General features: G+C 37.2%; 9 protein-coding genes. 6 read left to right on the top strand and 3 right to left on the bottom strand.

Annotated features, from left to right (window positions below; translation table 11 throughout):
- Positions 1 to 15: 15 nt before the first annotated feature.
- The 3 genes from recO (at position 16) to ACK4R1_RS00970 (ending at position 4,646) form a co-directional block, all read left to right on the top strand.
- Positions 16 to 729, top strand: a complete 714-nt coding sequence (gene recO / locus ACK4R1_RS00960; protein WP_409682365.1) for a DNA repair protein RecO — start codon at positions 16 to 18, stop codon at positions 727 to 729.
- Positions 730 to 851: 122 nt separating this feature from the next.
- On the top strand, positions 852 to 4,253 hold the full coding sequence (gene ileS, locus ACK4R1_RS00965) for an isoleucine--tRNA ligase (RefSeq protein WP_409682367.1): 3,402 nt from the start codon (positions 852 to 854) through the stop codon (positions 4,251 to 4,253).
- Between the two features lie 12 nt (positions 4,254 to 4,265).
- Entirely contained in the window at positions 4,266 to 4,646 is a 381-nt protein-coding gene (locus tag ACK4R1_RS00970) for a TraR/DksA family transcriptional regulator (RefSeq protein WP_121312043.1), read from the top strand.
- Positions 4,647 to 4,703: 57 nt separating this feature from the next.
- Here ACK4R1_RS00970 and ACK4R1_RS00975 read toward each other — a convergent pair whose 3' ends face one another.
- Entirely contained in the window at positions 4,704 to 5,948 is a 1,245-nt protein-coding gene (locus ACK4R1_RS00975) for an LVIVD repeat-containing protein (protein WP_409682370.1), read from the bottom strand.
- Between the two features lie 187 nt (positions 5,949 to 6,135).
- Between ACK4R1_RS00975 and ACK4R1_RS00980 the strand changes: the two genes are divergently transcribed.
- Complete coding sequence (locus ACK4R1_RS00980) at positions 6,136 to 6,765, top strand: lipoprotein signal peptidase (RefSeq protein WP_409682373.1); 630 nt, start codon at positions 6,136 to 6,138, stop codon at positions 6,763 to 6,765.
- Here the strand turns inward: ACK4R1_RS00980 and ACK4R1_RS00985 are convergent.
- On the bottom strand, positions 6,740 to 7,306 hold the full coding sequence (locus ACK4R1_RS00985) for a 5-formyltetrahydrofolate cyclo-ligase (RefSeq protein ID WP_409682376.1): 567 nt from the start codon (positions 7,304 to 7,306) through the stop codon (positions 6,740 to 6,742). The two genes, ACK4R1_RS00980 and ACK4R1_RS00985, sit on opposite strands and share 26 nt — an antisense overlap.
- Positions 7,299 to 8,537, bottom strand: a complete 1,239-nt coding sequence (locus ACK4R1_RS00990; protein ID WP_409682379.1) for a pyridoxal-dependent decarboxylase — start codon at positions 8,535 to 8,537, stop codon at positions 7,299 to 7,301. The genes ACK4R1_RS00985 and ACK4R1_RS00990 overlap by 8 nt, the downstream gene beginning before the upstream one ends.
- A 106-nt stretch (positions 8,538 to 8,643) precedes the next feature.
- Between ACK4R1_RS00990 and uvrC the strand changes: the two genes are divergently transcribed.
- The gene (uvrC, locus tag ACK4R1_RS00995) at positions 8,644 to 10,443 is read left to right on the top strand and encodes an excinuclease ABC subunit UvrC (protein ID WP_409682382.1); all 1,800 of its coding nucleotides are present in this window, start codon (positions 8,644 to 8,646) and stop codon (positions 10,441 to 10,443) included.
- A gap of 9 nt (positions 10,444 to 10,452) precedes the next feature.
- Positions 10,453 to 12,666 carry a patatin-like phospholipase family protein gene (locus ACK4R1_RS01000; RefSeq protein WP_409682385.1) on the top strand — a complete coding sequence of 738 codons (2,214 nt, stop codon included), beginning with the start codon at positions 10,453 to 10,455 and terminating at the stop codon, positions 12,664 to 12,666.
- The last annotated feature ends 66 nt before the right edge of the window (positions 12,667 to 12,732 follow it).

Here is a 12,732-nt window from a genome sequence, read left to right on the forward strand (position 1 = left end):
ATTCGTAATTAACTAATGTTAGTCAAAACCAAAGCCATCGTCATTTCTTCTCTAAAATATCAGGAAAAAAGCTTGATAGTGAAATGTTTTACCCTAAGCGATGGACTCAAAAGCTATTTTGTACAAAGCGCTTTTTCGGCTAAAAAATCGAACCAAAAGATTGCCTATTTTCAACCTTTAACACTACTTGAAATCGAAGCCAATCACAAAAACAAAGGTACTTTGGAACATTTCAAAGAAATCAAACTTTCAACGGCTTATCACACCATAAATACAGATATCATCAAGAGTACAATGGTGATTTTTCTCTCCGAGATTCTACATCACAGCATTCAAGAGGAAGAAAAAAATGAAAACTTATTTCTCTTTTTAGAATCAGCTTTGCTTTGGCTTGACACTCATGAAGAAACGTCCAATTTTCATTTAATTTTAATGTTAGAAGTAACCAAATTCCTTGGCTTCTATCCCGACACTTCTGAAATTGAAGGCCAACATTTCGAAATGAAAGATGGTTTTTTTACCCCGTTTTTAGGAATCGGCTGTCTTAGCGAACACGAAACCCATCTGTTCAAAAAACTCATCGGCTTAAAATTTGACAGCAACCAAAAAGTCTTCGCCGGAGTTGAACGACAGATTTTACTCAAAATCCTACTCGACTACTACACCATCCATCTCGACGGATTCAAAAAACCAAAATCTTTGGAGGTTTTAAAAGAGGTTTTTGCCTAAATATTTAAAAAATCATAAGTCTTTCTTAATTTTCGGCAAAAGTCTATTCTCTTTTCTCTATTTTCTATTCTCTTTTCTCAAAATTCCTTACTTTCGCAAACTGATTTAAGAAAACGACAAAAATGAGTACTAAGTTTACTGAATACAAAGGACTTGACCTACCAACCGTAGCCTCGGAAGTTCTTGATTTTTGGAAAAAAAATAACGTCTTTGAACAAAGTGTCACTTCACGTGAAGGTGCTACGCCCTATGTGTTTTTTGAAGGTCCGCCGTCTGCGAATGGCTTACCCGGAATTCACCACGTAATGGCGCGCGCCATCAAAGATATTTTTTGTCGTTACAAAACCCAAAAAGGGTTCCAAGTAAAGCGTAAAGCCGGTTGGGACACTCACGGTTTGCCTGTTGAATTAGGTACCGAAAAAGAATTGGGCATCACCAAAGAAGACATCGGAAAAACCATTTCCATCGAAGAATACAACGAAGCATGTAAACGCACGGTTATGCGCTATACTGACGTATGGAACGACCTAACAGAAAAAATGGGCTATTGGGTCGATATGGAAGATCCGTATGTAACTTACAAATCCAAATACATGGAAAGCGTTTGGTGGTTGCTAAAACAAATCTATGACAAAGGTTTATTGTACAAAGGTTACACTATCCAACCGTATTCTCCAAAAGCCGGAACCGGATTGTCTTCACACGAAGTCAACCAACCTGGAAGTTACCGCGATGTAACTGACACTACAGTTGTAGCGCAATTCAAAACCAAAAACGAAACCTTACCGGCCTTTTTACAAGGTTTTGGCGATATTCACATATTAGCTTGGACGACCACACCATGGACGTTGCCAAGTAACACGGCTTTAACTGTCGGACCAAAAATAGAATATGTTTTGGTGAAGACTTTTAACCAATACACTTTCGAACCGGTTAATGTTATTTTGGCTAAAAATTTAGTCGGAAAGCAATTCGCAGGAAAATATTTTGTGGCCGAAAGCGAGGCCGATTTTGCCAATTATAAAGCCGAAGACAAAAAAATTCCGTACCAAATTTTAACCGAAACCAAAGGTGCTGACTTAGTCGGAATCCGCTATGAGCAATTAATGCCATTGGTATTGCCGTATCAAAATGCTGAAAATGCCTTCCGAGTGATTTCAGGAGATTTCGTTACCACGGAAGACGGAACCGGAATTGTACACACCGCGCCGACTTTTGGTGCCGATGATGCCAAAGTAGCCAAAGAAGCCACACCGGAAGTACCGCCAATGCTGGTTTTAGACGAAATCGGAAATCCTGTACCGCTTGTTGATTTACAAGGAAAATTCATCCAAGGTTTGGGCGAACTATCTGGCAAATATGTAAAGAATGAATACTACGATGCCAATGAAGCGCCGGAACGTTCTGCCGATGTAGAAATTGCCATCCAATTAAAAGAAGAAAACAAAGCTTTCAAAGTAGAAAAATACGTCCATAGTTATCCACACAGTTGGAGAACCGACGAACCATTATTATATTATCCGTTAGATTCTTGGTTCATCAAAGTAACCGACGTTAAAGACCGAATGTTCGACTTAAACGACACCATCAATTGGAAACCAAAAGCTACCGGTGAAGGTCGTTTCGGAAACTGGTTGAAAAACGCCAACGACTGGAATTTATCGCGTTCCAGATATTGGGGAATTCCATTGCCAATCTGGAGAACCGAAGACAAACAAGAAGAAGTACTTATCGGTTCGGTTGAAGAACTGTATAACGCCATCGAAAAAGCTATCGCTGCCGGAGTTGAAACTACCAATCCTTTCAAAGGTTTTGAAGTAGGCAACATGAGCGAGGAAAACTATGATTTGGTAGATTTACACAAAAATGTGGTTGACAATATCACATTAGTTTCGCCATCAGGCAAACCCATGAAACGCGAAAGCGATTTGATTGACGTTTGGTTCGATAGTGGCGCGATGCCTTATGCTCAATGGCACTATCCATTTGAAAACAAAGATAAAATCGACGAAAACAAAGACTTTCCGGCTGATTTCATAGCCGAAGGTGTTGACCAAACGCGTGGTTGGTTCTATACTTTACACGCCATCGGAACCTTAGTTTTTGATAAAATTGCTTATAAAAACGTAGTATCAAACGGTTTAGTATTGGACAAAAACGGTCAAAAAATGTCCAAACGATTGGGCAACGCCGTTGATCCATTTACAACTTTGGCTGAATACGGTCCGGATGCTACGCGTTGGTACATGATTGCCAATGCCAATCCGTGGGACAACTTAAAATTTGATATCGAAGGCGTGGCCGAAGTGCGTCGTAAATTCTTCGGAACACTTTATAATACCTATTCGTTCTTTAGCTTGTATGCCAACATCGACGGATTCAAATATACAGAAGCGGAAATTCCGTTAAACGAAAGACCGGAAATCGACCGTTGGATTTTATCCGAATTGCATACGTTAATCAAAGTGGTTGACGAAGCTTACGCCGATTATGAACCAACAAGAGCGGCGAGAGCAATTTCTGATTTCGTTCAAGAGAATTTGAGCAACTGGTACGTTCGTTTGTGCCGAAGAAGATTCTGGAAAGGCGAATACGGTACCGATAAAATTGCGGCTTACCAAACACTTTACACTTGTTTGTTAAACGTAGCGAAATTGTCAGCACCCATCGCACCGTTCTTTATGGACAAACTTTACAGAGATTTAACGCAGGCAACACATACAGAGGAATTTGAGTCAGTACATTTGGCGAAATTTCCAAATTCGGTTGAAAACTTTGTTGATAAATCACTCGAGAGTAAAATGATGAAAGCACAGACGGTTTCATCACTCGTTTTATCGCTCCGTAAAAAAGAGATGATCAAAGTACGTCAACCTTTGCAAAAGGTAATGATACCAATACTTGACGAGCATCAACGTGCTGAAATCGAGGCCGTTTCCGACCTGATAAAAGCCGAGGTAAATGTCAAAGAAATTGAATTATTAGACGATGCATCCGGGGTTTTGGTAAAGCAAATTAAGCCGAATTTTAAAGCGCTCGGACCGCGTTTTGGTAAAGACATGGGATTGATTTCCAAAGAGATACAAAGTTTTACACCGGAACAAATCAACGAATTAGATGCCAAAGGTGAGCTATCGCTTGTTATTTCAGGAAAAAGCATAATTTTATCTTTAGAAGACGTAGAGATTTCTTCCCAAGATATTCCGGGTTGGTTGGTCGCCAATGCAAATGGCATAACTGTTGCGCTAGACATTACACTAACCGAAGAATTGAAAAACGAAGGTATCGCCAGAGAATTGGTTAACCGAATCCAAAACCTTAGAAAAGACAGCGGATTTGAAGTTACCGACAAAATTAAAGTTCAATTACAACATAATGATATTTTAGCGAAAGCTATACAAGAAAACGAAAACTATATCAAATCAGAAACTTTAACCGAAACCTTAGTTTTAGACAATGAAGTTTCCAATGGTACTGAGATAGAATTCGACGAGATAAAAACAAGAATATTAATTTCTAAATAATTAAGAAAGATTATGGTAGAAGAAAAATTAAGATACTCAGATGCTGATTTAGCCGAGTTCAAAGAAATTATTTTAGCGAAAATTGAAAAAGCCAAAGCCGATTTAGACCTGATAAAAAGCGCGTATATGAACGATTTAAACAACGGTACCGATGATACATCACCAACGTTTAAAGCCTTCGAAGAAGGAAGCGAAACCATGTCTAAAGAAGCCAACTCTCAATTAGCCATTCGCCAGGAGAAATTTATCCGCGATTTAAAAAACGCTCTTTTCCGTGTGGAAAACAAAACTTACGGCGTTTGTAAAGTGACCGGTAAATTAATCTCTAAAGAACGTTTGAAAATAGTTCCTCACGCCACAATGAGTATCGAAGCTAAAAATTTACAACGATAATATATGATTGTAATTTACTAAGTAAAAAAAGCCCCGATTTCTCGGGGCTTTTTTATGTTATAAATCTATTTCGCTTATTGGTATTAAAGTGAAATTCGGACCATAATTGTATTGAACAATATGGTTATCGCCAACTACAATCAAGTGACTGTCTAACGGAATAATATCTTTTACATTAATCGAATAAGTGTTTTCCAAAGTTAGATTAGCACTATTAGTGGCATTAAAAATCTTCAAACCATTATTCCCACAACCCACATACAAAACGCCATTCTTAATTCCTAAACCATAAGGTTCGTTTAGAAAATAAGTCGAAAGTAAAGTTGGAGCGGCAATATCAGTGACATCTATCACGTTAATTTGGTCCTCAATCGCGCCACAAGAAGAACCGCCACGAACCGTTATATAAGCGGTATTTCCATAAACAACAACCGGATCACAAGCCGTAGCATGAGAAAATCCGGAAACAAAAAACGGGTTAAATTCATCTTCGGCATCAACGGTATACATTCCGGTAGTGGAACCAACAAATAAAATTTCCTTTTGGATGAATAAAGTTTCAAATACACCACCGCCAAACCATTGCGTCATGTAAACTTCTTTGTCAAAAAAAGCATTAACCGGATCAGCTATATTGAAAACATTCAACTTATAAGCGTCAATTGTATAAAGCGCATTGCCATTAATTTGAAAACGGGCATAAGAACCTCCGGTACCAACATTACCGCCGGCAGCACTTTCAAAGGAAGCCAAAGCATCATTTGCTAAAGTTATAAATTCGCCGTCCGGTCTGTTTCTCATTACAATGTCAAATCCAGTGATGATTTCATCTCCTGTCGGATTAACGGTATAGTCATAAAATTCAGCCTCTTCAGGAAAAGTTGGGTAAAAAGCAATACTGTTTTCAATGGTTCTAACCAAAGTGATGTTTTGAATATTTGAAATATCAAAAACCAACAAATCAACGAAATTGTCAGCATAGAGATAATTCCCTTTTACTGAGATATCGTGAACGCCATCCAAATTAATAAAGGCAATATTCACGGGTGAAGCCGGATTGGTATTGTTAAAAATGTGAACGCCTGATTCTTGAGCAATGTAAAAAAGATAATCTTCTGTTACATAAATTTTCCCGTCAGATTGGGTTTGTCTTGCCGCCGTGACTGAAACATCTGCTCTAATTTGGGTTAACGATTTTAGAGTAGGAACTGCAAATTTTGCCAATTCGGTATTGTCATCATTGTCACATGAGACTGTAAAAATTGAAAAAAGAACAATCGAGAGTAAATAAATTTTTTTCATGTCAATAGTTTTATTGGTTACTGTTTTCTTGTGGATGTAAAAAAACAGAATTGGTTGCTTCCAACAGTAAAATTAACAATTCTTTCGTTACCATTTGTAAAATGTATAGAATGAGATTTATAACTAAAAAAATATTATGTTTTTTATATAATAATATTGTTATTTTTGCGCGAACAAAACCCGAAGAATGTCATTACGCAATTCCATTTTAATCATCGCTATCATTTTATTGATTGATCAATTTACCAAGATTTATATCAAAACGAATTTTGTTTACGGTGAAGCGGGCCAAATTGACGTTACCAATTGGTTTAAAATATTGCTGATTGAAAACGAAGGAATGGCGTGGGGAACTAAAATTCCCGGAGAATACGGCAAACTATTTCTAACGCTATTCAGAATTTTAGCGGTTTTCGGAATTGGTTATTGGCTGTATGATGCCAGTACCAAACACAGTTCAAGATATTTAATGGTAGCTATTGCATTGATTTTTGCCGGCGCAGCGGGAAACATTATTGATTCTGTTTTCTACGGTGTTATTTTTGATGACAGCTATGGCCATTTGTCAACTATGTTTGCTGACCAACCTTATGGCACTTGGTTTCATGGTAAAGTAGTCGACATGCTTTACTTCCCAATTATTGAAGGGCATTTTCCGGATTGGTTACCCATTTGGGGCGGACAACCTTTCAAATTCTTCAATGCCATTTTTAACATAGCCGATATGGCCATTTCAACCGGTGTTGGTATTTTGATTGTTTTCAATAAAAAGGCTTTCGCCAAAAAAACGGTTATCGAAAACTATAAAGAGTCATAGGCGTTACACAATAATCCAATCGAATATCAGTTGGAGAAACATCTTCAATACTTTCTTCAGGTTCAAAGAACGACAATCCTATTTTGATTACCTCTTCTTTGCATTTTGACAAAAAGTTGTCGTAGAAACCTTTCCCGTAACCTACCCGATTTCCCTTTACATCATAAGCCAAAAGCGGCACAAAAACCACGTCAATTTTTGAAATTGGTACTTCTATCCCATCAACCGGCTCATAAATATTGTAATCATTTTTTTGGAACTTAGTATTGTCCGTAAACAAATAATGGGTCATTTCGAGCGTATCGAAATTACTTTTGGCCACTACGATTTCTTTGTCTTTTCCGGCCAAAATTTGCAGAATAAATTCGGTATCGACTTCCTTTTGCTCTTCAATGGTTAGAAAGAGATGAAAATAAGTGTAATCCCAAACATCCAATTGCAACAAACGATTGGCAATCGCCAAACTTTTATCTTCTATTTGAGCTTCGGAAAGCTCTTGTCTTAATGCTTTGTGTTTTTTGCGAAGGTCTTTTTTAAACATAACTGGTGGCCATCAAATCTTCTATAAAAGTAGTCAAATGTTCTACTTCTACGTGATCCATCAGCACAATTTTGTACCACTTATTATTTTCGTCATGCTGCTGTGGTACCAAATCATATTTCTCGGCTGTTTTTAGAGGAATATAATCGGCTTTAATCGTAACAATATTCATAAACGGCTCGCGGAAATATTGAATATTCATGGCGTCCAATTGGTTACACAAAAACTGTGTTCGCATTTGCAAGACACTCACTTTTTCAAACCAACCGTTTGGCCCATAAGTAAACAATATCATCCAAACCGCCACGGCATTGGCACCGCTTCGGCTACCGCAAAGGGTTAAATCCATGCCTTCTACGTATTCGGCTTCTTTAGTTAACACGTTTTCGATATACCCTTTTCGGCAAATAAAAACTCCGGTTCCATAAGGCGCTTGCAACATTTTATGCGCGTCAATGGTAATCGAACTGATCTTAGGATTGTTAAAATTAATGCTCGATTGCTGGTTACTAAACGGATAAACAAATCCGCCGTAAGCGCCATCAATGTGAAGTTTGTACTGCAAATCGTGTTTTTCAAAAACAGTGGTATAATCTTCCGGATTGTCTACCGAACCAAACATGGTGGTTCCCATATTTGAAACCGCTATAAAATATTTCTTCCCTTTGTTTTTGGCATTGAGAATTATTTCTTCCAATGACTTTTTATCAATCGCACGCGTATCAAAATCAACGGGTATTTTCAGCCAATCAAGCTGTAACAAATTAGAGGCTTTCGGAATCGAATAATGAGTGTCTTCTGAAGCTACTATGGCTATTTCTTGAATCTTTGCGTCAAAATTATTCACATAGTAATTGCGAAACATCCAAATGGCTTGGATATTGGCTTCGGTACCACCGGGCGAAATGTAACCGTCAAAACCATTCGGCTCTGCCTTAAAAATATCAACGGCAATCACATTCAATACTTCGCGTTCTATATCATGCGTTCCGTTAAAAGCTTTTTCAGAAGTACCAAAAGTGTGGCAACCAATATTATTCGGATTCGCCACATAGGTTTGTAAAATAGGCGCATCTTTCAAAAATGGTGCGTCATCGTTAAATACTCTGCTGTCCAATTTTGACGCAGGATAACCCAAAGAAATGTCTTTTGAAAAATTCACATTCCCTTGCAATGCCTTTTCAATACGCTCTTTTCTTTGGTCGTTAGTGAGTTTCTTCCAGAATATCATACCTAAAAATTTTGTCAAAACTAAGGCTTCATCTACTCAAAAAACATGATAAATGTTAGGCTTTACAACTCTTGTATTTGTGTAGATTTCCGTTAACTTTGTTTTTATGGAAATCCCTTCTATAGAATTACAACTGCAGACCTTGCCCGACAGTCCGGGTGTTTATCAATATTATGATAAAGATGCTAAAATTCTATATGTCGGAAAAGCCAAAAATCTAAAAAAAAGAGTTACTTCTTATTTCAACAAACTCCACGATAATGCCAAAACAAATGTACTAGTCAAAAAGATTGTAGAAATCAAACACATTGTCGTTTCCTCTGAAGCTGATGCGCTTTTACTGGAAAACAACCTCATCAAAAAACTGCAACCACGCTACAATGTATTGCTCAAAGATGACAAAACCTATCCGTGGATTTGCATCAAAAAAGAACCTTTTTCCAGAATATTTCCAACGCGTAGAATGGTGAAAGACGGCTCGGAATATTTTGGCCCGTATACCAATTTCAAGACCGTAAACACGATTTTAGATTTGATTAAAGAATTGTATCCGTTGCGGACATGCAATTACGATTTATCCAACACTAATATCCAATCAGGCAAATACAAAGTGTGTTTGGAATATCATATCGGCAATTGTAAAGGTCCGTGTGAAGGTTATGAAACATTGGAACATTATCAGAAGCAAGTCGATGCCATTCGCGAAATCCTAAAAGGCAATTTCAAAGACAGTTTGCGCGATTTTAAAAAGCTCATGCAAGAATTGGCAGGCGAAATGAAATTCGAAGCCGCGCAAAAAATCAAAGAAAAAATCGAAGTTTTAGAAAATTACCAATCGCGTTCGACCATTTTAAATCCGAAAATTTCGAATGTGGATGTGTTTTCTATAGTTTCAGATGAAACGATGGCTTATGTCAATTTCCTTCAAATTTCTCATGGCGCCATTATTCGTTCGCACACCATGGAACTCAAAAAGAAACTCGACGAAACCGATGAAGAACTTTTAGAGCTAGCCGTTGTAGAGCTTAGAGAACGCTTTCATTTGACTACCAAAGAAATTATCCTGCCGTTCGAACTCGATTTTGGCGATAAAATAAAAGTCACGGTACCACAACTTGGCGACAAAAAGCAAATCCTAGAATTGTCGCAGCGCAACGCCAAATACCAACGTTTGGAACAATTAAAGCAAATCCAAATCGTTGATCCGGAACGCCATACGAACCGCATTATGGCACAAATGCAAAAAGATTTACGGCTTTCGACAGAACCCCGACACATAGAATGTTTCGACAATTCTAACATTCAAGGTACGAATCCGGTTTCGGCTTGTGTGGTTTTTAAAGATGGCAAACCGAGTAAAAAAGACTACCGCCATTTTAACATCAAAACCGTTGAAGGCCCGAACGACTTTGCTTCAATGGAAGAAGTGGTTTACCGAAGATATAAAAGAATGTTAGATGAAAATCAACCCTTGCCACAACTCATCATTATTGACGGCGGAAAAGGACAATTGTCTTCGGCATTGAAAAGTTTAGACGATTTAGGATTACGTGGAAAAATAGCCATCATTGGCATTGCCAAAAGATTGGAAGAGTTGTTTTATCCGGGTGATTCGGTGCCTTTGTATTTGGACAAAAAATCAGAAACACTCAAAATCATTCAGCATTTGCGAAATGAAGCACACCGATTTGGAATTACGCATCATCGTGATAAAAGAAGCAAAACGGCTTTACAAACTACGATAGAAACCATTCCCGGTATAGGTGAAAAAACCATGTTGGCGTTAATAAAACATTTCAAAAGTGTTAAAAGATTGAAATTGGCCACCGAAAAAGAAATTTCCGAGGTTGTTGGTGCATCAAAAGCCAAAAAAATTTCCGAATTTTACCAAATCAGCAAATCCTAGTCTCCATTTATGAAAAAAACTATACTGCTTCTTGTTGGGTTCTTTTTTCTTCAAGCAGCTGTGGCGCAAGACTCTACTAAAACCAAAAGGCCCAAAATCGGATTGGTGCTTAGTGGTGGCGGTGCCAAAGGTTTTGCCCATATTGGGGTTTTGAAAGTATTGGAAGAAAACGGCGTAAAAGTTGATTACATTGGCGGCACCAGTATGGGTGCGGTTGTTGGTGGTTTGTATGCTTCCGGCTACAGCGCAATGCAAATAGATTCTATCTTTTACAATACTGATTTTGACGAATTACTTCAAGATTACATACCACGTTCATCTAAAAGTTTTTACGAAAAACGAAACGATGAAATGTATGCTATTTCCTTACCCTTTCACAAATTCAAAATCGGCATTCCCATTGCGCTTTCTAAAGGAATGTACAATTACAATTTGTTGTCTAAACTGACCCACAATGTTAGAAATGTTAGCGATTTCAGCAAATTACCCATTCCGTTCCTGTGTGTGGCCACCGACATTGAAACCGGCGAAGCAGTCATATTGAAAGAAGGTTATTTGGCGCAAGCCTTATTGGCCAGTTCGGCTTTTCCATCCCTATTTTCTCCTGTAGAAATTGACGGTAAATTATTGATTGACGGCGGTGTTGTTAATAATTATCCGGCAGAAGAAGTCAGAAAAATGGGTGCCGATATTATTATTGGTGTTGATGTTCAAGACGATTTGAAGAATCGAGATGCTTTGAAAGATGCCACTCGGATTTTGGTTCAAATCACGAATTTAGACATGATTAAAAGCATGAATGAAAAAAAGAGAATTACGGATATTTACATCAAACCTGATATTTCAAATTATGGCGTAATTTCCTTTGATGATGGAAGAGAAATTATTAAAAAAGGAGAACTTGCAGCCTTATTGGAGATTGACAAAATCAAACGCTTAGCCGATTCAACCCAAACCTACAAACTCAACAACCATAGCGTTAACCAAGATTCTTTATTTATCAAAAGTATCAGTCTTAATAAATTGGACAATTATACCAGAGCTTATATTTTAGGGAAATTGCGTTTTAAAAACGGAACAAAAATCAGCTATGACAATTTGAAAACGGGCATTAATAACATCAATGCCACGCAAAACTTCAGCAGAATAAGTTATACCATTGAGCCTTACCAAGACGCTGATGAGTTAAAATTAAGCTTGACAGAAAACCCAACCAAAACTTTTTTAAAATTCGGATTGCATTATGATGGTTTGTATAAAAGTGCTTTACTAACTAACATCACACAAAAGAAATCGCTCTTTAAAAACGATGTAGTTTCACTCGACATAGGTCTTGGCGACAACATTCGATACAATTTAGATTACTATATTGACAATGGTTTTTATTGGAGTTTTGGAATCAAATCACGATTCAATCAATTCAATCGAAATGTAGAAACTGATTTTAGGGATGGTGAAATTTTGAACTCATTAGGCCTAAATAGTATCAACATGGACTTCTCTGATTTTACGAATCAAGCCTACATGCAAACAGTTTTTATTCAAAAGTTTCTGATTGGTGCCGGTGTCGAATGGAAATATCTAAAAATCAGATCTGACAACTTAAGCGAAGTCAATCCAACCTTTGAAAACAGTTCCTATGTCAGTGTTTTTGGCTATGCCAAATATGATTCTTTTGACAATAAACTTTTTCCAAAAAAAGGCTGGTTTTTCTCAGGTGACATTCAATCTTTTTTATATTCTTCTGATTATACCAAAGAATTTAACCGTTACTCCATCGCCAAAGGAGAAATTGGTGTTGTTAAAACATTTTATAACAAAGCTACAGTCAAATTACAATCTGATTTGGGTTTTGTCTTTGGCAATGATAGTGTTCATTTCTTTGATTTTGTGCTTGGCGGTTATGGCTACAATACCATTAATAACTTTAAACACTTTTATGGCTATGACTTTTTGAGTATTTCAGCCGATAGTTATATCAAGTCTTGTATTACTTTTGATTATGAATTTTACAAAAAAAATCACGTCAATTTTTCAGCGAATTTTGCGAATGTAGAAGATGATTTATTCCGAATCGGCAATTGGCTTTCGAAACCAACTTACAACGGTTATGCTATTGGTTATGCTTTAGAATCTGTTATCGGACCGGTTGAAGTTAAATACAGTTGGTCACCTGAACTAACCAAAGGATTTACCTTTATCAGTGTTGGATTTTGGTTCTAATTTTGAAATAATCCTTAAAAACTATTTTTTTGCAGTATATAATTCATAAAAAACTATATTTGAAAA

The sequence above is a fragment of the Flavobacterium sp. genome (assembly GCF_046293665.1).
Taxonomy (GTDB): Bacteria; Bacteroidota; Bacteroidia; order Flavobacteriales; family Flavobacteriaceae; genus Flavobacterium.

Excerpts from the sequence above, each read along its gene's own strand:
- ileS (WP_409682367.1), top strand. The coding sequence starts at position 852 with ATGAGTACTAAGTTTACTGAATACAAAGGACTTGACCTACCAACCGTA.
- ACK4R1_RS01000 (WP_409682385.1), top strand. The coding sequence starts at position 10,453 with ATGAAAAAAACTATACTGCTTCTTGTTGGGTTCTTTTTTCTTCAAGCA.
- uvrC (WP_409682382.1), top strand. The coding sequence starts at position 8,644 with ATGGAAATCCCTTCTATAGAATTACAACTGCAGACCTTGCCCGACAGT.
- ACK4R1_RS00970 (WP_121312043.1), top strand. The coding sequence starts at position 4,266 with ATGGTAGAAGAAAAATTAAGATACTCAGATGCTGATTTAGCCGAGTTC.
- recO (WP_409682365.1), top strand. The coding sequence starts at position 16 with ATGTTAGTCAAAACCAAAGCCATCGTCATTTCTTCTCTAAAATATCAG.
- ACK4R1_RS00980 (WP_409682373.1), top strand. The coding sequence starts at position 6,136 with ATGTCATTACGCAATTCCATTTTAATCATCGCTATCATTTTATTGATT.
- ACK4R1_RS00990 (WP_409682379.1), bottom strand. The coding sequence starts at position 8,537 with ATGATATTCTGGAAGAAACTCACTAACGACCAAAGAAAAGAGCGTATT.
- ACK4R1_RS00975 (WP_409682370.1), bottom strand. The coding sequence starts at position 5,948 with ATGAAAAAAATTTATTTACTCTCGATTGTTCTTTTTTCAATTTTTACA.
- ACK4R1_RS00985 (WP_409682376.1), bottom strand. The coding sequence starts at position 7,306 with ATGTTTAAAAAAGACCTTCGCAAAAAACACAAAGCATTAAGACAAGAG.